The organism is uncultured Aliivibrio sp. (genome assembly GCF_946479765.1).
Classification (GTDB): domain Bacteria; phylum Pseudomonadota; class Gammaproteobacteria; order Enterobacterales; family Vibrionaceae; genus Aliivibrio.
On the sequence record NZ_CAMLHO010000002.1, the window covers coordinates 75,371 to 96,390 of the forward strand.

21 protein-coding genes are annotated in these 21,020 nt (G+C 38.0%); 5 read left to right on the forward strand and 16 right to left on the reverse strand.

The window, feature by feature from the left end:
* Positions 1-61: 61 nt before the first annotated feature.
* The 6 genes from flgE to Q1K78_RS01510 all read right to left on the reverse strand — a co-directional run bounded on the left by flgE (position 62) and on the right by Q1K78_RS01510 (position 5,096).
* Positions 62-1,360, reverse strand: a complete 1,299-nt coding sequence (gene flgE, locus Q1K78_RS01485; RefSeq protein ID WP_300173678.1) for a flagellar hook protein FlgE — start codon at positions 1,358-1,360, stop codon at positions 62-64.
* Between the two features lie 165 nt (positions 1,361-1,525).
* Entirely contained in the window at positions 1,526-2,236 is a 711-nt protein-coding gene (gene flgD, locus Q1K78_RS01490; protein WP_300173680.1) for a flagellar hook assembly protein FlgD, read from the reverse strand.
* Positions 2,237-2,251: 15 nt separating this feature from the next.
* On the reverse strand, positions 2,252-2,668 hold the full coding sequence (gene flgC / locus Q1K78_RS01495) for a flagellar basal body rod protein FlgC (protein WP_005420405.1): 417 nt from the start codon (positions 2,666-2,668) through the stop codon (positions 2,252-2,254).
* Between the two features lie 2 nt (positions 2,669-2,670).
* Positions 2,671-3,066 (reverse strand): flagellar basal body rod protein FlgB, encoded by a 396-nt coding sequence (gene flgB, locus Q1K78_RS01500; RefSeq protein WP_300173685.1) that lies wholly within the window; start codon positions 3,064-3,066, stop codon positions 2,671-2,673.
* 193 nt (positions 3,067-3,259) lie between these two features.
* On the reverse strand, positions 3,260-4,087 hold the full coding sequence (locus Q1K78_RS01505) for a protein-glutamate O-methyltransferase CheR (protein WP_300174007.1): 828 nt from the start codon (positions 4,085-4,087) through the stop codon (positions 3,260-3,262).
* Positions 4,088-4,175: 88 nt separating this feature from the next.
* Entirely contained in the window at positions 4,176-5,096 is a 921-nt protein-coding gene (locus Q1K78_RS01510; RefSeq protein ID WP_300173687.1) for a chemotaxis protein CheV, read from the reverse strand.
* 178 nt (positions 5,097-5,274) lie between these two features.
* Between Q1K78_RS01510 and flgA the strand changes: the two genes are divergently transcribed.
* The 3 genes from flgA (at position 5,275) to flgN (ending at position 6,923) form a co-directional block, all read left to right on the forward strand.
* Positions 5,275-5,916 (forward strand): flagellar basal body P-ring formation chaperone FlgA, encoded by a 642-nt coding sequence (flgA, locus tag Q1K78_RS01515; RefSeq protein WP_300173689.1) that lies wholly within the window; start codon positions 5,275-5,277, stop codon positions 5,914-5,916.
* Between the two features lie 218 nt (positions 5,917-6,134).
* Positions 6,135-6,446 carry a flagellar biosynthesis anti-sigma factor FlgM gene (gene flgM, locus Q1K78_RS01520; RefSeq protein WP_300173691.1) on the forward strand — a complete coding sequence of 104 codons (312 nt, stop codon included), beginning with the start codon at positions 6,135-6,137 and terminating at the stop codon, positions 6,444-6,446.
* Positions 6,447-6,494: 48 nt separating this feature from the next.
* A complete protein-coding gene (gene flgN, locus Q1K78_RS01525) occupies positions 6,495-6,923 on the forward strand; it encodes a flagellar export chaperone FlgN (protein WP_300173693.1) in 429 nt (142 codons plus the stop codon).
* A 206-nt stretch (positions 6,924-7,129) separates the two neighbouring features.
* On the opposite strand, the gene Q1K78_RS01530 is transcribed toward flgN, so the two are convergent.
* Positions 7,130-7,564, reverse strand: coding sequence for an LPP20 family lipoprotein (locus tag Q1K78_RS01530; RefSeq protein ID WP_300173695.1), 435 nt, complete (start codon positions 7,562-7,564; stop codon positions 7,130-7,132).
* A gap of 8 nt (positions 7,565-7,572) precedes the next feature.
* Positions 7,573-8,208, reverse strand: coding sequence for a FlgO family outer membrane protein (locus tag Q1K78_RS01535; protein WP_300173697.1), 636 nt, complete (start codon positions 8,206-8,208; stop codon positions 7,573-7,575).
* Positions 8,209-8,374: 166 nt separating this feature from the next.
* Here Q1K78_RS01535 and Q1K78_RS01540 point away from each other — a divergent pair, with 166 nt between their 5' ends.
* Positions 8,375-9,511, forward strand: coding sequence for a flagellar assembly protein FlgT (locus Q1K78_RS01540; RefSeq protein WP_300173699.1), 1,137 nt, complete (start codon positions 8,375-8,377; stop codon positions 9,509-9,511).
* 135 nt (positions 9,512-9,646) lie between these two features.
* Positions 9,647-11,122 carry a tetratricopeptide repeat protein gene (locus tag Q1K78_RS01545; protein ID WP_300173701.1) on the forward strand — a complete coding sequence of 492 codons (1,476 nt, stop codon included), beginning with the start codon at positions 9,647-9,649 and terminating at the stop codon, positions 11,120-11,122.
* Positions 11,123-11,199: 77 nt separating this feature from the next.
* Here Q1K78_RS01545 and gltX read toward each other — a convergent pair whose 3' ends face one another.
* From gltX to Q1K78_RS01585, 8 genes are all read right to left on the reverse strand, one after another.
* Positions 11,200-12,627, reverse strand: coding sequence for a glutamate--tRNA ligase (gene gltX, locus Q1K78_RS01550; RefSeq protein WP_300173703.1), 1,428 nt, complete (start codon positions 12,625-12,627; stop codon positions 11,200-11,202).
* 115 nt (positions 12,628-12,742) lie between these two features.
* Positions 12,743-13,315: a DUF2057 family protein gene (locus Q1K78_RS01555; RefSeq protein WP_300173705.1), complete on the reverse strand. Its 573-nt coding sequence runs from the start codon at positions 13,313-13,315 to the stop codon at positions 12,743-12,745.
* Between the two features lie 79 nt (positions 13,316-13,394).
* Positions 13,395-14,474 (reverse strand): porin, encoded by a 1,080-nt coding sequence (locus tag Q1K78_RS01560; RefSeq protein WP_366899315.1) that lies wholly within the window; start codon positions 14,472-14,474, stop codon positions 13,395-13,397.
* 404 nt (positions 14,475-14,878) lie between these two features.
* Positions 14,879-15,676: a hypothetical protein gene (locus Q1K78_RS01565; RefSeq protein ID WP_300173707.1), complete on the reverse strand. Its 798-nt coding sequence runs from the start codon at positions 15,674-15,676 to the stop codon at positions 14,879-14,881.
* 94 nt (positions 15,677-15,770) lie between these two features.
* The gene (locus Q1K78_RS01570) at positions 15,771-16,925 is read right to left on the reverse strand and encodes a porin (protein ID WP_300173709.1); all 1,155 of its coding nucleotides are present in this window, start codon (positions 16,923-16,925) and stop codon (positions 15,771-15,773) included.
* Positions 16,926-17,451: 526 nt separating this feature from the next.
* Positions 17,452-19,458: an NAD-dependent DNA ligase LigA gene (gene ligA / locus Q1K78_RS01575; RefSeq protein WP_300173711.1), complete on the reverse strand. Its 2,007-nt coding sequence runs from the start codon at positions 19,456-19,458 to the stop codon at positions 17,452-17,454.
* 153 nt (positions 19,459-19,611) lie between these two features.
* Entirely contained in the window at positions 19,612-20,580 is a 969-nt protein-coding gene (locus Q1K78_RS01580; RefSeq protein WP_300173713.1) for a tyrosine-type recombinase/integrase, read from the reverse strand.
* Positions 20,581-20,622: 42 nt separating this feature from the next.
* Positions 20,623-20,919: a helix-turn-helix transcriptional regulator gene (locus Q1K78_RS01585; RefSeq protein ID WP_300173715.1), complete on the reverse strand. Its 297-nt coding sequence runs from the start codon at positions 20,917-20,919 to the stop codon at positions 20,623-20,625.
* Positions 20,920-21,020: the final 101 nt, after the last annotated feature.

Genomic DNA, 21,020 nt, shown 5'->3' on the forward strand with positions numbered 1-21,020 from the left:
AACTGGGTAAGAAATTGCCGTTACTATTAACGGCAATTTAATAAAGAGGTTATCGTTTAGATTAACGAATTTGTAGAATATTTTGTTGCAGTTGGTTATGCACGTCCAGTGAACGCGAGTTCGCTTGGAAGTTACGCTGTGCAGAAATCAAATCAACCAGCTCTTGAGTCATATCTACGTTAGATTGCTCAAGCGTACCACTTTTAATATCACCAAATGAACCTTGGTTTGCTTCGCCCCAAACAACGCCACCTGATGATTGCGTTGTTGACCATTGCGTTCCGCCGTTTTGAGCTAGACCTTGCTGATTCGTTACTCGACCCATAGCAACACGGCCAAGTGTTACGTCTTTACCATTTGAATATGAACCAATGATATTACCTTTGGCATCAATATCTACTTTTGCTAGGTAACCAGTTGTTGCGCCATCTTCACTGAAACGACGCATTTCAAATGGTGCTGAAAATTGTGTCGGTTCATCAAAATTGATCACTAATGATTGTGTTGGATCTGAACCATTTAGGTCCATTCCATTTTCACCAAACGTTGTCGTTTGAATAGGCACGCCACCATTAATACTTTGTGGTGTACCATCATTATTAAATACTACTGAATGGCCAGCATGTCCTGTCGCATTAACAGTATCGCCACCATTGATATTAATTGCTTTTTCACCCGTAGCATCAGTTGCAGAATAAAATACATTCCAACGGTTTGGCTGAGCTGCATCTTTAACATAATACGAGGTTAACTTATATGATTGACCTAGCGAATCATAAATCGTTGATGACGTTGATTTATTATACGTATCTGGATCATTCATATCAAATAAGGCCACATCTTTTGATGGTGCACCTGATGGTAAGTTCATACCAATTTCAATATTATCACTGCGTTTAGGTGTACCAAACTGATCTGGAATGCTCAGTGGCTTTGCTTCATAAGATGAAACTGCTCCACTTTCTTCATCGACATTATAACCAAGTAGAAACTCATCATTTGAGTTCGTAATAAAGTTATCTTTATCTAAATGAAACGCACCATTACGAGTTAATTCATTTGTACCTGGTTGCATGCGATCTTTTGCTACTGCAAAAAAACCTTGACCAGAAATACGTAAATCCATTGGGTTATTAGTATAAACACTAGAACCTTCGTGGAATTGCTGAGCGATTTTAGTTGTCTGCGCACCACCACCTGTTGTAGTTTTTGCATTTGAAAACAACGATGTTGAATATACATCACCAAATTCTGCACGAGACTCTTTAAAACCAAACGTATTGGCATTGGCAAGGTTATTTGATGTTGCGTTTAGATCTTTTTGAGCAGCGGCTAGACCACTTAATGCTACGTATGACATTTTATATCTCCTATCTAGCTACGCTGATTTTTCCAATTCCATTAACGATCACGGTCAATTGGGAATGCTAAAGGAATTGGCATAGCTCTAATTATATGAATAATATGATTATGTAAATTAGAGGTATTCAGGCAGCAACAATGGCTGCACTGAATATTCATCTTTTTACGCCTTACCGACTTCTAGCACTTCTGCCAATTTCATCGGTGAGGTAAATCCAGCAAGATTTAGTAAAACATTGCCATCGCCTTTGCCTAGAAGAACACTGTTGACGTTAGCGTACGTTGATACACCAAATTCTTGATTTTCTCCATCAAGCACACCCGCCGCTTTTATACTGTAGCGACCAGCAGGCATTGCATTGCCTTTATCATCTTTGCCGTCCCACTCAACGCGAGAGTCCCCAGCAGGTTTAGCGCCCACATCTAAAGTACGAATTAATTGGCCTTGTTCATTTTCAACACGAACCATTAGGTTATTAATTGCTTGTGGCAACTTAACCATTGCCGCCATACTCTTATCAGCTTCTTTTAAACCTTTAGCACCAGGTACTAACACATCACGACCAACAAGCGAAGACGCTTGTAAAGCTTGGTTAGATGTCATTGATGAATTCAAGCTATCAAACTGTGTATTCATCTTACCAATACCATCAACGGTTGCAAATGATGCCATTTGCGCAATCATTTGATCGTTCTCAACCGGCTTAAACGGGTCTTGTTGAGACAACTGTTTGGTTAATAATGAAAGGAAGTCTTCTTGCTTCAGTTCATTTTTACCACCAGTGGTCTTTTCAGGCTTGTTTGCCTCTTGAAGACTCTTAAGCTGGTCGATGTAGGACAAGCCGTTTTGACCAACATTATTGATTCCAGTCATAGCTACCTCCTATCCTTATTGACCCATTCGCAGAGTACTCTGCAACATTTGTTTACTTGCATCTGCCACTTGAACATTCGTTTGGTATGAACGAGAAGCAGAAATCATATTTGCCATTTCTTCCATCACATTAACATTTGGCTTAAAAATATAGCCATCGTCGTTTGCCATAGGGTGGTCTGGGTTATATTCCGCACGCAGAGGCTTTTGGCTTTCAACAATACCAAGAACTTTTACAGGAACTGTATGATCTTGTTTGTATTTCGCTTTACTCAATTCCGCACCAAAAACAGCTTGGCGAGCTTTATACGTTTCAGCAGCAGAGCTACTCACGCTATCAGCATTTGCCATATTACTTGAAGTGGTGTTAAGACGAACTGACTCTGCACTCATCGCAGAACCTGTAACGTTAAAAACATTAAATAAGCTCATCTCTATTCCCCTTTAATTGCTTTGGTTAGGTTCTTGAATTTGCTACCTAAAAACTCTAATGATGCTTGATGACGAAGTTGGTTTTGCATAAATAAATTACGTTCCAAATCCACATCTACCGTGTTGCCATCCCCTGTATCAGGTTGAGTTGGAACGCGGTATTGAATTTCCCCTGCCACTCGTGTTGAGGCATTGATGTGCCGACCATCTGTACGATTAAGACCCATACTTGCCTTAGATGCTGCCGACTGCAATGCTTTTTGAAAATCCATTCCTTTTGCTTTATAGCCTGGTGTATTTGCCTGCGCGATGTTTGTCGCTAACATTTCAGCACGCTCTGAACGAACGCCAACTGTATGCTGGTGAATACCTAATGCGTTATCAAAAGAAATTGCCATTTCAAACCCTCCACAAGAACTGACTAGCAGTATATATATTTATATAAAGCAACCTCTATGCCAACTTTTCAATTTACAGACGAGATTGACAATACTACTGCATAATTTTTAGCAATTTCTATGCCGACTCTAAATAACAGGCACAAAAAAAGCGACCTAAGCCGCTTTTTGTTCGTTAAATAATCAAATGTAATTATTTTAACTTATAAATGATCCCTGGATTACAACGAACCATCTCAAATTTATCAGTTAAACCTGTTAATGACTCAGAAGCACCAAGCAATAAGTATCCGCCAGGGTTAAGACTTGCCGCCATCTGGTTTAATACTTTTGCTTTCATCTCTGGTGCGAAATAAATAAGTACATTACGGCAAAAAATAATATCAAACTTGCCTAACAAGCTATAGCTGTCCATTAGGTTTTGTGGCCTAAAGTTAACCATACCTTTAATTTTATCGTTAATTTTCATCTTAGTATCACCCGCGTCTTCAAAAAATGCACGACGACGTTCAGGCGATAATCCACGGCTTAATGCTAGGTTGTCATAAATACCCGCTTTACAGGTTTCTAACATTGATGGTGAAATATCAGTTGCAGTAATACTGATGTTTGGAAGAAAACCCGGTTTACGAGCTTGGATCTCAGAAATAATCATCCCCATTGAATACGCTTCTTGGCCTGACGAACTTGCCGCTGACCAAATTTTCAATGGGCGACGGTTTGCCGCTAATTCTGGCAGTAATTTCTCAGACAATACTGTAAATGGGTAGCCGTCTCTAAACCATAAGGTTTCATTGGTTGTCATTGCATCAACAGCAGCAACACGTAATTCACGATTACGACCAGAAATCACTTGTTTTAATAGATCTGACAATGAAGCTAATGAAAACTTAGCAACTAAAGGACTTAATCGACTTCTTACTAAATATTGCTTACTGTCACCAAGGACAATGCCACATTGAGATTCAAGAAAACGGCTAAAGTCACGATACTCTTGTTCGTTGATAGTTATAGTTGTCATTAACGCTTTTACTTCCAAATAAAGATGAATTGCCATGCTTAATTCTTAACATGACAATAGGATTTACTAATAAGTACAGAAACAGAGATTATTTTTCAACGGCTCTTTTTACTGCTGCACCCAGTTCGTCTGGATTAAATTTTGCGATAAATTGGTTTGCACCTACACGCTCAACCATGGCTTGGTTAAATACGCCACTTAATGATGTATGTAAAATAACGTGAAGATCTTTTAGTGCTGGTTCACGACGAATTTCTGCCGTTAGTGTGTAACCATCCATTTCTGGCATTTCAACATCTGAAATAACTAAACCAATTTGCTCATATACACTACCTGCATTCGCCATTTCAACTAGTTTATTCAACGCTTCTTTACCATCTTTAACCATAATGGTTTCAAAACCAATAGATTGAACGGCACGCTGCACTTGTTTTCGAGCAACACTTGAATCATCAGCGATTAATACTTTTCGAACCACTTCAGGGCTGATCTGCGCCATTTCTTCAACCAACTCTTCGTTCATGGTTTCATCAATAGGTGCGATTTCAGATAAGATCTTTTCTACATCTAAGATTTCAACTAATTCATCATCAATGTTTGTTACAGCAGTTAAGTAGTTTGCTCGTCCTGTGCCTTGCGGTGGTGGTAGAATAGCTTCCCAATGCATGTTTACAATGCGCTCAACCGATTTAACTAAAAAGCCCTGTATGGTACGGTTAAACTCAGAAATAATAATAAAACATTTATCAATTTCAGTAGTTGGACGACCACCTGTAGCAAGGCTTAAATCAATCACTGAAATAGTTTGCCCACGAATATGAGCAATCCCTTTCACTAGCGGATTTAAATTAGGCATTGAAGTCAACTTCGGACACTGTAATACTTCTTTTACTTTAAAAACGTTAATACCATAACGTTGACGCCCCATAAGGCGAAAAGTAAGTAGTTCTAAACGGTTTTGTCCAACAAGTTGTGTGCGCTGATTCACCGAATCCAGTATACCTGTCATATATGACTCCATCTTGTGCCATTATTAATTACCGTGAGCCTAACATAAACCCATGAAGAACACGACATACCATATGGCATTTTATAAAAAAAACATGATGATAATAAAAATACGTGACAACAATATCACTTTTTATCGACTTATAGGCCTTATCGGCATATTTATAAGTTTCTTTAGCTTGAGTGCTCATGCTGCCACAGATGTACAACTAAAGGAAATTAAACAGGCAGCAGAAACCTTTATTGAAGCAAAAATAGATACACCTAAAAACGGCACATTACAAATAGAAGCAGCACGTATAGACAACCGTATCCATGCTACCGATTGTCCAACACCACTCAGTGCCTCCCTACCAGGAAAACTCAATGCCAGTGGCAATACCTCAGTCCTTGTTGAATGTGTACCAGACAACTGGAAAGTCTATGTTCCTGTTAAATCAGAATTAATGATGCCTTTAGTCACTGCGGTAACCTCTTTATCAAGAGGACGTATGATATTAACTCAAGATTTAGCCTTAACACTGGTTAACAGCCGGGTCTATCGCCGCGGTGGCTATGTTAATATAAACGATCTAATTGGTTCTCGCATTAAACGTAGTGTAAGAGCTGGTGAAATTATCGAAAAAAATGACATCTGTATGGTGTGTCGTAATGACAGTGTTATAATTAAAGCTGTCAAAGGAGAATTAAGCATCCTCACTAAAGGTACGGCATTAGGAGATGGAGCCCTTGGCGATAAAGTAAATGTGAAAAATGATAAATCAAAACGCATTGTGAGTGGCACCGTTACCGCGGTGGGTGAAATTAGTGTTCGCTTCTAATACAAGTGTTAACAATAATGAAGTAATCAGATATTTTTCTAAACTTTCCTCACTCAGTGCCGATATGTTTATTGTGGCACTATTTATGCTTACTTTTACTACAGTTAAAAAATAATGAAAAAAGCGTCAAAAAACTTCATTATTTGCTTAAGTTATTTTTTTGACAGCCGATAAATAGATTATGAGAATGTATTAACTCGGCTAAAAGGCTTGAATATATGACAAGTATTGACCAACTACGCGCTAGCCAAACGATGGCAACATTACGCAATCAAACTCGTGTTGATTCTGGTGAAAAATCACCGGTGAATTCAACACCAGCGATGTCTGTAAAAATGGATGCTGTTTCTTTGAGTAATCAAGGGAAAGAAATTGGCCAAATGCACCAACAATTAGCAACAGAGCCTTCTTTTAATGAAGATAAAGTTGCTGCTATTAAAGCGGCTATTGCAAATGGCTCTTACTCTGTTGATCCTGAGCGTCTAGCAGACAACATGATTAAATTTGAAGATGAATTAGCCGGCCTGTAACCTAGGCTGGTTATTTTCTTTTCAGAACGTACTTAATATAGAGACAATATGGCGCAAACCTTAACTGAATTACTGGATCTACAACGTAGCGTTGCCCTTTCTCTTTCGACCGTCCTTAGTCGAGAGAAGGTTGCTATCGCTAGTAGAAAACCGACAGAAATGGAAAGTATTGCTCATGACAAACTGAGCTTACTAAACCAACTGCGCCAATATGACCAGCTGCTAGGTAGCCATGCCGAAAGACAACTTCTTTCTGAAGACAATGTACTAACAGAAAAAGTGACCGCAATTAAATCTATCATTCATGACTGTAAAGAAGAGAATGTAGTTAACGGTGAAGCGCTTCAGCGAGCTCAACTCAGCTTCAACAAACTAAATAACTTAATGCAACAAAGTCGTGGCAAAAATGGCATGACGTATACTGCTGCAGGTCAAACTCGTAATATCACGACATTAGGCACCAACGTAAAAGCCTGATTACATCCCCTTTCCAAACCTCAGATATCGATAATATAATCCTCGATATACAGCATAATGCCATCTGCATTTTTACCTTCTCAGACATAGTCCCTGCTCTTTCTATCTTTTACTAATCCCTAAAATCTAGTCCTTGTATCTCCCTAATAAAAAAGCCCTTGGGACTAAAAAGCACCAAGGGCAAATATGTAGAATGAGAGTATTAATTAAAATAATATTGTTTTTCTTTGCGTTGAAGGTACATCATAAACCTGGCCTTGGTTTTTCATGCGTTCCATCTTTTTCAAATCTAACTTTAATTCAGTAACATAACTGTCACCAACAGGATAAGTACGTACTACTTCTGCGCCACGGATAATACCATCAACACCCGCGCTGGTTGTTTCTTCACCCAGCTGCTGATCGTTCATTTCTACCTTACCGCTTATACGCATACCATACACTTGCTCAGCAAGCTCACGATACGCATCAACTTTTGATGCACGCATCGCACGAATACGTTTCTCATCAATATTCTTACCCGCTTGCTCGCTAATACTTGCATATCCAACAGCATTTAAATGATCACTTTCACGCATGGCACCAAGGGGCTGGCAACCAACGAGGACTAATAATGCTAATAAAAACCAATGCTTCATCATTAGATCCCCTATGGGCGTAAGATAATTGTATTTCGTTCTGCTTTTTTCACATCAGAACGAATAAGAACACCATCTTCCATACGCATGGTATTTAAAGTATCTAAATCACGACCAATTCGGTCTGCAGGAAGGAAACCTTGTGCCGAGGCAACAACGATACGTGTTTGCATGCCAATCACACGAGCATTAATTAATACACCGCCATCTTGACGAAGCATAGTACCAGTCAGTACATAATCAACTTGTTGTTCTTGTACCAACTCTTTCCAATCACGACTGAAAGCAAAATCACCTTGTTGAGTTACTCGGATATTACCTGTTGTTTTATAATCAATAACTTTAAAGCCACGACGCTGTAATTGGAACATGAAGCCTTCAGTGACTGAATTACCTAGCCAGTTGGTTTGATCCATCTGCTGTAAATCAACAAAAGAAGTAATTGCAATTGGAGAGCGAGCCGACAACGTCGTATTCGATGTAACCAATTGTTCAGTTAAACTTTCAACAAAATAATCCATTGTATGTCGTGGCGTGTCTGCCAACATAAATGGACTGCCATTATACGGTTCTTTACCATTATAAATAGGTGAATATGCACAAGCACTTATCACCATGGACAGAAAAATTACAACTAATACTCTCATTCTATTATCTCCAGATAATGTTTTTATATACTTACTCTAATAATAAGCGTCAAATTTAAACTAGGAACAAAAATTGCAGTAGTTTAGGAAACGTAATTTGTAAGTACTTTTATCAATCAACAAATATTAGTTAGCAAATTTCATACCCATTTGGCAGACATCAGTAATGAAAAGAATATTATTTTTAGTTATTTCAGTATTAACAATGAGTTACACATTACCAGCGCATGCTGAATGGTTTGAAGTAACCGGTTCAGCAAGTGTATTAACCAATAAAAATGCGGCAAGAACACATGCACTAGAAGATGCCGCTTATCAAGCAATGCTATTTTCAGGGGCGGACATTAGCCGCCTGAAGGATCTCAAAGTCTTTTTAGAGTCTAATGAAAAGCGCTATCAATTTAGTGGCAGTGAAATTCGCAGCATTGAAATAGTAAAAGAGAAAAAGAAAAACGGAAAATTGTATATTACTACCCGTATCGATATCTACCCTTCGGCAAATAGTTGCCATATTGGTCAGTATAAGAAGACAATAATGACCAGTGAAGTCACCATTGATTCACCTCAACAAGCGGTAATGGGTAAGGTTTATCAGCTGGGCGAAGATCTTAGTACTATTTTCTCTCGTCAACTAGACAAAGAATCTCAGAGCTTTATTTCTGTTGGCAGTGAACATATCCGCATTGATAAACGTCAACCTGAAGTAGCAAAAATGATCGCAGAGGATCACGGCGCACAATATATTTTCTCAGGAAAGATCACCGATTTAAGTGCGACAATCGATCAAAACCTATTGAAAAAAGACACCATCAATCGACAATTTGCTCTTGAAGTTGCAGTCTTGGATGGTAAAACAGGACAAACAATTTATAACAATAATTATCGCGACGTTGCTTTATGGGATTTTCCAAAAACCAGTGAAGTCGATACTCAAAGTGCTCGTTTTTGGACATCAGCTTACGGTGAGATGGTACTGAGAATAAATCGAGATATTATGCTTGATTTAGAAAACCAGTTTGCTTGTAAGATGACACTTCCACAGATAGTAAGCATTAACAATAATCGTATAACGATGGATCTTGGTCGTATTCACGGCGTTAAAAAAGGTGATAAATTAGATCTTTGGCACACTGGTTCATTTATTGACCAAAGTGGTTTACCACGTAATAAAGTCTCTAAAACCGAAATTACATTAACGGTCTCTCGAGTTTATGAGCAAAATGCTGAATTAACGATTAACCAACCACAACTGCTTAATAGCATTCAAATTGGCGATGTCATGCACAAATCAGACGTTCAATAAAGCGAACACCTCTCTGAATTTTAAAGAAACCACACTATTTGTGGTTTCTTTCATTTTTGCGTCCCATACCTCTCGTTTTTTCTCTCTGCTTACGATACCCTCCATACAATCAGAACAAAATACTAATTAAATATTATGCTAGGACAATTTGGCTCTCTTATTGGTGCATTCTTCTTACTAATAAGCTTTTCTTTATCCGCTAACACACAGATGGAGGATAACGAGTGGCAGAAACGTTATCACCACAACAGAATTGAATCCCCAGACACTGCGTTAGCGATGCTTGAAGAGGTTTATTCCACGATAGAACCGAGCACAGAACGTATCTACGTTGCCACCCGTATACATGGCTTTGTGACTCGCCGAGGGCACACTTACCAGCATAAAACTGTCGAAAAAAGCCAACATCCTTATGAAAAAGCAGAGTTTTTACTATTAACTTCTATGGATCTGAGTGATGAGGGAAAAGAAAAAAAAGCATTAGAGCAGATAAAATCAGCTCAAATCATTACACATTCTCTTAACGATCCTGATTTAGATTCTTTATTAGCATTAAAACTATGCCGCTCAAACCTTAGCCTTGGTAACTATTTTATTGCTGAGTTTTATTGCCAATCGGCCATTAAACACCTAGAGAAAACATCAAGCCATTTCATTGATATAAAATGGGCCTATCGTCTACTTGCTTTAAGCTACCAAGGTACGAGTAATCTAGACGCTGCTCTACTTGCAAATGAAAAAGCGCTGAGTTTTAGTAAGTCTCACGATATTAATGATACTGCCTATACGAATATTGCAACTTTATTATTAAAGATGAAACACTTAAACAGAGCTCAAGAATATGCTGAAAAAGCCTTAGAGATCCGTATAGATCGAAATATCCCACAAAAAATAGCTCAATCAAAAATTCAATTAGCCAAAATTAATTTAGCTTTAAATAAATACGATAAAGCTGAAGCGCTTTCATACTCAGCACTAAATGACTTAAAAGAAACTAGCACTATACGAACTCAGGTACTCGCCTACTATACTCTTGGCAAAATTCTTTATAAGAAAGGTCTTAATGACGAAGGAATTGAATACTTGCTATTGGCATTAAATACACAAGAACAAAACACCAATTCAACCTTGACTGTTAATATCAATCAATCATTAAGTCAAATATATTTAAACTATGAAAACCCTAATAAATCCTTAAAATACATTAACATAGCAATTGAAAAATCAATGGCGGCACAAAATAAATTAGAGTTATCTGAATCCTATTTACTAAAATCACAGATACTTGAGTTTGCTCATAACTATAAAGCCGCTTTAGAAGCACAAAAAAAACATCGCGAAACATTAAATACAATACACATAAATAATTCACAGAAAGCTTATGAAGCACTTGAGTTACGAAATACCGTAATTGAAACCGAAAGAGTATTGATTAACACTTTGCAAAAACAGAAACAACAACAAGAGCTGAGTGTATCTCAAAGCAAACGCTTGTTCTTTCAAGTCTTAATTATTATTCTTGTCATTGTATTGATTCTTATACTTCGTTCACGCCATAAGCTAAATGGTAAAAACTGCATCGTCAATGCATTAGAAGATAAAATAACGTAATAGAAGAAAAGCGAAAATAAAAAAGCCGCTGAACAATTAATTTTATTCAGCGGCTTTGTTGTATCTATTACTTCGTATTACTGTGCGTTAGCTTCACGCTCTGCAATGAACGCTAATGCCATGTTGATACGAGCAACTACACGCTCTTTACCAATCAATTGCATTACCGCATCTACTGATGGAGATTGACCGCCACCAGTTACCGCTACACGTAATGGCATACCAATTTTGCCCATGCCAATTTCTAGCTCTGCACACACTTCAGCGATTAGGTTATGAAGGCTTTCAGTCGTCCACTCTTCTAATGCTTTAACTTTAGTTAATGCTAACTCTAAAGGCTCTTTAGCAACACCGCGTAGATGTTTCTTCGCAGCACCCGCTTCGAACTCTTCAAAATCTTGGTAGAAGTAGCGAGATTGATCTGCTAATTCGATAAGCGTATTACAACGCTCACCAACTAGAGTAATAACTTCAGTAACTGCTGGACCGTTTTCTAGAGAGATCTCTTTTTGATCTAAGTGCCATTGTAGGTATTTAGCAACATACTCTGGCTCAGACGTTTTAATGTAATGGTTGTTTAACCATAACAGTTTATCTGTATTGAAAGCTGATGCTGATTTACTCACCGCATTTAGGCTAAATAGGCTAATCATTTCTTCTTGAGAGAAGATCTCTTGATCACCATGAGACCAACCTAAACGTACTAAATAGTTGTTTAGTGCATTTGGTAGGTAACCTTCGTCACGGTATTGCATTACTGATACTGCGCCATGACGCTTAGACAGTTTTGCACCATCATCACCAAGGATCATTGCACAGTGTGCAAATTTAGGCACAGGAACACCTAATGCTTCATAGATATTGATTTGACGAGGAGTGTTATTGATATGGTCTTCACCACGGATAACTTGAGTAATGCCCATATCCCAGTCATCAACAACCACTACGAAGTTGTAAGTCGGTGCGCCATCGGTACGACGAATGATTAAGTCATCTAATTGGCTGTTTGAAATCTCGATACGACCACGAATTTGGTCTTCAAATACTACCGAGCCTTCTTTAGGGTTACGGAAACGAATAACAGAAGCATCGCCTTCTTTTGCTGCAGCATTAGCAGCAACAATTTTAGGGTGGTTTGCATCATAGCGAGCCATTTCTTTGTTTTCTTCTTGCTCTGCACGAATCTCATCTAGCAATTCTTTTGATGCATAACATTTGTAAGCTTTGTCTTCTGCAAGTAGTTGGTCAACTACTTCATTATAACGGTCAAAACGCTTAGATTGGTAATAAGGACCTTCATCCCATTCCATTCCCATCCAGTGCATACCTTCAATGATCGCGTCTACCGCTTCTTGAGAGTTACGCTCAAGGTCAGTATCTTCAATACGAAGAACAAATTCGCCACCTTGGTTTTTAGCAAAAAGCCATGAGTAAAGTGCAGTACGTGCACCACCAACGTGAAGGTAGCCTGTTGGGCTTGGAGCAAAACGCGTTTTAACCGTCATTGTAATTACCTTTTTGAAGAGGTTGAGCTGAATTTGTTCAGCATCACATAATTTGTGCGCTATTTTAGCACCATAAGGTAAATCTACAATGGTAGTATCTGATGTTCTGATCATTTTATTGGCTAATAGCCCATTGTAAAAAACTTTTCCTATCCGATTCATTTAATAAAATATATTTAGATTTAATCTCATTAAGTATCCTATCCTGACCAATATTATCTCTATTCATTCTTTTTTCATTAAACTCTAGTAATGGTTTTTCATAACCAATTAATGTAGATACTTTACCCGGAAGAATTAAAACACTAGATTCAATTGTAATACCATCGACGCTTAGCAGTTCAAAACTTGGTGATTGATTAAATACGTCAGCTTTTTGTTTACTATCTATTTTAATTTTTGGAGAAATAGTGATTTCCGCATTATTAGCCATAAACTCAACTATCACAGGTTTCGAATTAAACTTTTCCCACTCTCCTGCTTGAGGTATTAATTTAGCTATTCGGACCAATAATTGATTATGTCCATTTTTTAATTCAGCTTCCTTAACACTTGCAAACCATGAGTCTCCAATATCTTCAGAACCATTAATTGCTAGTAATTCAATGTCATGGCTGAATTTTACATTTACATTAGCAAATGAAGGTAATGCAACCAACATAACTAAAAGCATTAGTATTTTTTTCATTTTATACCCTCTAAATTTAAATAAAAAAGGTGAATAAATACTATTCACCTTTTCTTCTTTATTTAATGTCTGGTTAGGATTAGAAGTAGTATTCGATACCTAACATAAAGCGCGTCATGTCGTCACCTTCTAAATTACCATTCATGTCATAATGACGGATATCTGAATAGATAATTGCACTTGGTAGTAAGTACCCAACACGAGCAGTTAAAGCCATATCACCACTTTCTTTTTTATCTTTACCATCAATTTCAGCATCTGTTGTCATTGCGAAACCTGCTTTATACAACCAAGTCCCATTATTTACATATTGTGCCGTAGCAGAAAAAGCACCTTGCGTTGAATCACCAGTTTGGGTATCAGCCATCATATGCTTATAAGCAGCCGTTAATGTGACATCACCTAAAGCAACATTACCACCAATAATTGCATAAGAACTAGCATAATATGGTGTTGTAGTGTCTTTCCCATAATCAGGATTTGGTATTAGACTAGTTGGATCCGTTGGATCTGCGATTAAAGGTTTATCTACAGTACCTTTTACAGTGTACTCTCCACGAGAATAATAACCACCGTGTACACTATACCCATCACCATTATAGTTTGCTGCAATACTTGCAACTAGTGAATCAGTCGTATTTTCCATACCACCGATAGTTGCTTGAATTCCTAATCCTCCCATCGATACCGAATCAAAACGGATCGTATTTGATGCACGATCTTGATAAGCAACTCCTAAGTCATTATTCCAATCAAAAACATTACCTAAACCTGGGTTTGAGTGAGGCCAATCAACATAATTATAAGCAGCAACTAATTGACGACCCCATTTGATTGAACCAACGCTTTCAAAATCTAAACCTACAAAAGTATCACGAACACCAAAAGCACCCGCAGCACCATTTGCATTCCCACCTTCAATTTGCCATACAAGATTTGGGGAAAGCGAATCAAATTCAACTACACCTCTAAAACCAATGCGCGATTCAACATCAACATTCATTGCTGAATCTTTAGTTTTGTGTGAATCCACCATAATGGCACCGGTTGCTTGCCCATATACTTGTACTGCATCACCAGCCAGTGGAATCGCAGCATTTGCAGAAGTAGCCATCATTGCAGCAAGTACTGCTGAACCTAAAAGAGTTTTATTAAACATAGTCATAATTCCTTCATTTAACTTATGTAGTAATGCATGGATATTTAAGTCGGTCGCCGAAATGAACCACGCACTAGATTTATTGTCTGAAGCGGATTATGCCAATGTTTTTTCACAAAGAAAATATAGTTCTGTTTTTTGAGTGACAAAGTTCAAACTCAATAATTTATAAAAAAATATAATCAATAAAAATCAACAAGATAACAAAAACATAAAAGAAACCGTAATGATTAAAAATAAAACAAAAGAGACTGGAATCTCAAAAAACATACACATATCGATTGAAAACACAGATCTAAATCACTCTAATTTCACTTTAAATTAGAAGTATTTATTTAAAATAAAAAAAAAGTGCGGACTAGGTCGCACTTGATATTCTTTAAAAATTAATTAATTTCCAAGCATTACGATTGATTCAATAACCACGTCAAAATACTAGCTTTCTCTTCAACCGACGTTTTCTCATACCAATAGCTTAACATCTCTACCGATTTAGATTCTGATTTTAATGGAGAACTGATTGACTTTCTATTTGCAAAAGCCCATTCGCTGAATTGCTCTTGCTCTGAAGCTGTTGCGTCACCAAACCAATATTTAGTCATCTCTACCGGTTTTGTTTCTACTATTTTCACTTCAACAGCCTGCTGCTTCATAGCAACAACTGGAATATTTTGTAACTGAAGCGCCTTCTCCTCTAAAATCGCTTGAAAATAACCAGCAGGAATAGTGAACGATAATTTAGACTGTTCATTTTTTGTTTTAACTACGTAAGTTAAACCATCTTTTGCTGATAATTCAATTTCTTTATTATCTATTGGGAAGGTGAAATACTGTGTCGCAGTACAGTGCTCAGAGCAAGATTCTGTTGATGGAGAATAAGCCGTTATTTTCTCCTCAATTCCTCGAAACGAAACGAAACCATATTCATAATTTGACTTAAAATAACTTAATTCAACGGTCATATATGATTCAGGAACGGCTTTAGATGCTGTTGAATAATTTGCGGTTAATTGAGATGTGTTTCTTAATGCATTAGCTCCAACGCCTTTATTTTCTATTGGATTTATATTCTTCGCTTCTATAGAAATATAACTAGCTTTCCTCTCCACTTCATTAATGGCATTAGAAAAATCATCATCACTAGATAATGTAGAGCACCCACTAAGTAATATCGCGCTTAGTCCTAAAATTATTTTATACATATTAATTTACACCTTAAATTTTAAATGCCCTAAAGTAAAAAACGCCGACAAAAATTGCCAGCGTTTTTTGAAGATTAACTAAGTAATAATTGCCTTAGAAACCGTACTCTAAACCAACGCGAGTTACGATATCAGTATCTGCGGCACCCACAGTACGACCAGCTACACGAAGGTAAGGAACAAAACCGTTATGTACTGCCATTAACTGACCAGAAATAGTATTACTGTCACTATCTTTATCTGTTTTACCATTAGTTTCTGAGTCTAAGTTAGCAGCATAGCCTAGCTTGAAACCTACAGGACCATTCCAGTATTGACCAATAATAGAGTAAGAATCTTGAGTTACTTTCTCACCACCACCATCGACCTCTTCGCCTTTATAAGCAGCAGCAATCCCAAAGCCAGCAGGAAGACTAGCTTCAAAACCTACAATATATGCGAACGTATCACTGTCGTATCCTGCAGCACCTTTAGATTTAAGATAATTGTCACCTTCAGTAACTAATACTTTATCCGCATCTTTTACTTTATTAGTTACGTCAGCAGCTGTACCAATTGCCCATTCATCACCGGTTTCAGCAACTACACGAGTACCCGATTCAACACCACCCATAAATGTAATTTTTTCGAAGCTATATTTTGCATTAGCACCAATAAAATTAGCATCACGAGTTGCAGCACCACCACCATTGTCATTATCATCACGACCAACTGAAGCGGCAAATGAGAAGCCACCAAACTTAGGAGAATCATAACGCACTTGGTTTGATTGACGATCGTAGTGGCCATTAATTCCGCCCCAATCGAATACAGAACCTAAACCTGGGTTAGAGAAAGGCCAGTCAACAATTTCATATAATGGCGTAAGAATACGACCAACACGTACATTACCCCAATCACCAGAAGCCCCAACAAAAGTATCACGAAAACCTAACACACCACCAGAAACACCACCGTGAGACCAATCCGTACTATCAACATAACCAGATTCGATTTGCATCGTAATTAAGACATTTTCAAACATTTCTTTATGCGCACGAAAACCAATTCGGGATTCATTCTCTACAGCGTAACCTGAACTTTTATCGTTATTATCAGTAGTGTTATAGTTAACTAGTGAGATAGCAGCAACACCGTACACTTCTACGTTAAAGTCAGAGTTAATACCGACTTCTTTTGCAGTTACACCTGATGATGCTAAAGCAACGGCTGCACCTAATAATGTCGTTTTAAAAAATTTGTTTTCCATGGAATAAAACTCCTAAAAATGGATATAGCTGTGTTCGTTATTTACAAGCTTTAAGTTGGCCGCCGAAAACTGTAAATAACTCTCCTAATTCACACAATTTTTAAATAAGAAAAGGAAATTTAAAAATTGTAATTACCTTATATTTTTTCCTGCATACACTCCGTGCATCCATGAGATAAATACTAAACCCTTCAAAAAAAACATAAAACAAAAACTTAATTTTCAATAAAAAAAATATGAGCGAGCGCAAACTTCTTTCGCATTAGTGATTAAGATCAAATTAAACAGATCAATAATTATCAAAAAACATCTTTCAAAGCTAAAACAGCAGGTTACAAATATAAAAAAAGACTCAATGCGACGCATATCACTCTATTTTATAAAAACAAGGCAACACACAAACCTATCGTGAATAAACGTCAACTATGTCCTTTTTGGCCGTTATTAATAATAAACACGATTGATTTCAGATATAAAAAAAGGAGCACTAGGCTCCTTTTCGTTTTAAGTAATCGGTTTTTTATTGTTAATTTAACAACTCAATTAACTGCTCTTCATTCATAATTTCAATACCTAACTCTTCAGCTTTGGTTAATTTAGACCCCGCAGCTTCTCCAGCAAAAAGAATATCCGTCTTTTTAGAGACACTGCCTGTCACTTTTGCACCCAACTCTTGCAGTGCAGCTTTAGCTTCATTACGATTTAATTTATGCAGTGTTCCAGTAAGAACCACGACTTTACCCGCTAATGGTTGTGGTACAGATTCATCAAGTGCTTTTATTTCAGGCCAATGAACGCCCATCGCTTGCAGATCTTCTATAACGGATTTGTTATGCGGCTCAGAAAAGAAGTGTAAGACGTGCTTAGCAACGATATCACCAACATCGCTCACTTCTATAAGCTGCTCAAACGTTGCCGCTTGAACTGCCTCTAAAGTAGAGAAATGTATTGCTAAGTTGGCAGCCGTTGCTTCACCGACTTCACGTATACCTAATGAATATAAGAATCGAGGTAATGTGGTTGTTTTAGCTTTATTTAATGCATCCACCACATTTTGAGCCGACTTAGGTCCCATTCGCTCTAATACCGTTATAATGCCTGCGGATAGCTTAAATAAGTCAGCTGGTGTTTCTACCATCTCTTTATCGACTAATTGCTCAACCACTTTGTCACCTAAGCCATCGACATCTAACGCTTTGCGTGACACAAAATGCTTTAGTGCTTCTTTACGTTGTGCTGGGCAGACTAAACCTGCACCACAACGTGTTACGACTTCGCCTTCAACTCTTTCCAATAAAGACTCACATACAGGACACGTTGTTGGATAAACAATGGCCTTACTGCCTTCTGGGCGACGAGCCTCGACAACAGAGACAATTTGTGGGATCACATCACCTGCACGACGAATGATCACTGTATCTCCAATATGAACGCCTAAACGAGCAATTTCATCAGCATTGTGTAGCGTGGCATTACTTACGGTTACCCCACCAACAAAAACAGGTTCAAGTTTTGCAACTGGCGTAATTGCTCCAGTGCGTCCCACTTGGAATTCAACATCATTAAGTACTGTTAGCTCTTCTTGTGCTGGAAATTTATAGGCAATTGCCCAGCGTGGCGCTCTTGCAACGAAACCTAACTGCTCTTGCAGCGCAATATCATCCACTTTAATTACCACGCCGTCGATTTCATATTTCAGTGCATCACGACGCTCAAGAATGTCTTTGTAATACGCTTTAACTTCATTGAGTGAATGACATTGTTTTGTCTCTTCACACATAGGAAGCCCCCATCCTTTTAATTGGACAAAGCGTTGGTAATGACTTGCTTCTAATTCACCACCACCAATCACGCCAACACTGTACGCATAAAAACTTAATGGACGAGTCGCGGTGATCTTTGAATCTAATTGACGCAAACTACCTGCTGCGGCATTACGTGGATTGGCAAACGGTTTTTCTCCACGTTTTAACGCTCGTTCATTTAACGCATCAAAACCTGCTTTTGGCATAAAGACTTCACCACGAACCTCTAAACGAGTTGGCCAGCCTTCACCTTGTAGCGTTAATGGAATACAGCGGATCGTTCTTACATTCTCTGTGATATTCTCACCCGTTGACCCATCACCACGAGTCCCCGCCTGAACCAACTTGCCATTAACATACAAAAGACTCACCGCAAGGCCATCTAATTTAGGCTCACAGCAAAATAATGGCACTGACGTTGAGATAAGACGGACATTCATTTTCTTCTCAAACGCCTCTAACTCTGCATCGTTAAACGCATTATCCAAAGAAAGCATTGGGATCTCATGCTGAACTTGAGTAAAGCCATCTAACGCTTCTCCACCCACTCGTTGACTTGGAGAATCAAGAGTCACGAGTTCTGGGTGTTCAGATTCAATAGAAAGTAATTGTTGCATCATGCGATCGTATTCTGCATCAGGTAGCTCTGGGCTATCTTCAACATAATATCGATACGCGTGGTAGTTCAGCTGTTGTCTCAACTCTTCTAATGTCTGTTCAATACTCATGATTCATCAACTTCTTTATTCTTTTTGTTAAAATAAAAAAAAGGCTCACAAGGAGCCTCTTTCTTGCGGTAATAATCAATAACTTACATTATCAATCAATCAGTTACAAGTTATAACTGTGGCAGACTATTGCATGTTACTGCATCTGTTGGGTCATAATGTGGACAAGGGATTTAACTCCATCGCCTCACTTAAGTAGTCAGGAGCAAGGTGTGCATAAGTCATAGTTTGCAGCACAGATGAATGTCCTAGAATTTTTTGTAACGTCAAAATATTCCCTCCATTCATAATAAAATGACTTGCAAATGTATGCCTCAATACATGGATGGCCTGTCCTTTTGGGAGCTCAAAGCCAAGACTTTTAAAGGTTTGATAAAAGTCTTTATATTGCAACTTAAATAACAACCCACTCCTCCCTGTATATACCTCATCAAATAATGACTGAGTTATAGGCACTGTCCTGTTTTTTCCATTTTTGGTATCTACAAAAATAACCTTTCCTGCAACTAGATTCGTGCTTTTCAGGTTAATAACTTCACCCCAGCGACACCCAGTTGCTAGACTAAGCTTTGCTATTTTTAACGCGTCCCCTTCTAGGTGCGCTAACAATTGCCGAATTTCATCAATACTCAAAAATCCCATTTCAGTCGACGCTACTTTTAAGCGAGTAATTCCTTTTAATGGGTGCTCGCCATTAATCTCTCCCAATCCAATGAGAACAGTAAATACTCCACTTAATCTAGTGTGATTTCTGTTTATTGTAGAAGCCGAGTTTCCTTTCGTTAACATATTTGCACGATAATCTGAAAATAAATTTTTTGTTACTTGATAAACCTTCGGTTCACCTAGCTCCTGATTTAATTTCAATAAGTGCATCACGTCCTTGTCTCCGCTTTTTAGCTGCTGCCCATGATGCTTGTGCCATAGGTGAATCAATTCAGATAAAGGCCTTTTATCTTTTTCGGTTTCTATCCAGCCCTTCTGATTTTTCGTTGCAATAAGCCATCGTTCATACTGAACTGCTTCTGCTTTAGTTCTAAATCTTTTTCTATATCGTGTACCGCTTCGACCTTGCGGACGACAATCGACCTCATAACCGTTAGGAATGGATTTAATAGACATTGACATGCCCTCCCCAACGATAAAAAGTAATGGCTAATACCGTTAAGCCATTTTCTGAGAATCGACTTCTCCAGTAATTAATCCGCACTTCTCTTGAGTTGAGAAGGCCGGGCAAACTTGTCCGGCATCTGGTTTAACATCACCAGTCATTAGCCACAGTGTGTACTTTTTAAATTGCTCATGATTTACGATTCTTAGCATAACTCCTCCTGCTGGATCTTGCTTTCCAGAAATATACTTTTCCACTGTTGACGTTGATATCCCTATCTCACTAGCAAAACCTGCTTGCGAATAACCTTCTTCCTTAATTATAGCTTTTAATTTTTTTTCAAAAGACATGTTGACCTCCTGACGTTTGTCTGGAATAATCCAGACATATGGGTGGTATTGCAGGCTATTGCACCAGACTGCACCAGTAAAACTTTTAGAGGATACAGCAA

Bases quoted from the DNA above. Each gene is read 5' to 3' on its own strand.
- Q1K78_RS01560 (WP_366899315.1), bottom strand. From the start codon at position 14,474: ATGTTTAATAAAACTCTTTTAGGTTCAGCAGTACTTGCTGCAATGATG.
- Q1K78_RS01565 (WP_300173707.1), bottom strand. From the start codon at position 15,676: ATGTATAAAATAATTTTAGGACTAAGCGCGATATTACTTAGTGGGTGC.
- flgE (WP_300173678.1), bottom strand. From the start codon at position 1,360: ATGTCATACGTAGCATTAAGTGGTCTAGCCGCTGCTCAAAAAGATCTA.
- Q1K78_RS01530 (WP_300173695.1), bottom strand. From the start codon at position 7,564: ATGATGAAGCATTGGTTTTTATTAGCATTATTAGTCCTCGTTGGTTGC.
- flgN (WP_300173693.1), top strand. From the start codon at position 6,495: ATGGCGCAAACCTTAACTGAATTACTGGATCTACAACGTAGCGTTGCC.
- Q1K78_RS01510 (WP_300173687.1), bottom strand. From the start codon at position 5,096: ATGACAGGTATACTGGATTCGGTGAATCAGCGCACACAACTTGTTGGA.
- Q1K78_RS01535 (WP_300173697.1), bottom strand. From the start codon at position 8,208: ATGAGAGTATTAGTTGTAATTTTTCTGTCCATGGTGATAAGTGCTTGT.
- flgB (WP_300173685.1), bottom strand. From the start codon at position 3,066: ATGGCAATTTCTTTTGATAACGCATTAGGTATTCACCAGCATACAGTT.
- Q1K78_RS01580 (WP_300173713.1), bottom strand. From the start codon at position 20,580: ATGTCTATTAAATCCATTCCTAACGGTTATGAGGTCGATTGTCGTCCG.
- flgC (WP_005420405.1), bottom strand. From the start codon at position 2,668: ATGAGCTTATTTAATGTTTTTAACGTTACAGGTTCTGCGATGAGTGCA.
- ligA (WP_300173711.1), bottom strand. From the start codon at position 19,458: ATGAGTATTGAACAGACATTAGAAGAGTTGAGACAACAGCTGAACTAC.
- Q1K78_RS01505 (WP_300174007.1), bottom strand. From the start codon at position 4,087: ATGACAACTATAACTATCAACGAACAAGAGTATCGTGACTTTAGCCGT.
- Q1K78_RS01545 (WP_300173701.1), top strand. From the start codon at position 9,647: ATGCTAGGACAATTTGGCTCTCTTATTGGTGCATTCTTCTTACTAATA.
- Q1K78_RS01570 (WP_300173709.1), bottom strand. From the start codon at position 16,925: ATGGAAAACAAATTTTTTAAAACGACATTATTAGGTGCAGCCGTTGCT.
- Q1K78_RS01540 (WP_300173699.1), top strand. From the start codon at position 8,375: ATGAAAAGAATATTATTTTTAGTTATTTCAGTATTAACAATGAGTTAC.
- flgD (WP_300173680.1), bottom strand. From the start codon at position 2,236: ATGACTGGAATCAATAATGTTGGTCAAAACGGCTTGTCCTACATCGAC.
- flgM (WP_300173691.1), top strand. From the start codon at position 6,135: ATGACAAGTATTGACCAACTACGCGCTAGCCAAACGATGGCAACATTA.
- gltX (WP_300173703.1), bottom strand. From the start codon at position 12,627: ATGACGGTTAAAACGCGTTTTGCTCCAAGCCCAACAGGCTACCTTCAC.
- Q1K78_RS01555 (WP_300173705.1), bottom strand. From the start codon at position 13,315: ATGAAAAAAATACTAATGCTTTTAGTTATGTTGGTTGCATTACCTTCA.
- Q1K78_RS01585 (WP_300173715.1), bottom strand. From the start codon at position 20,919: ATGTCTTTTGAAAAAAAATTAAAAGCTATAATTAAGGAAGAAGGTTAT.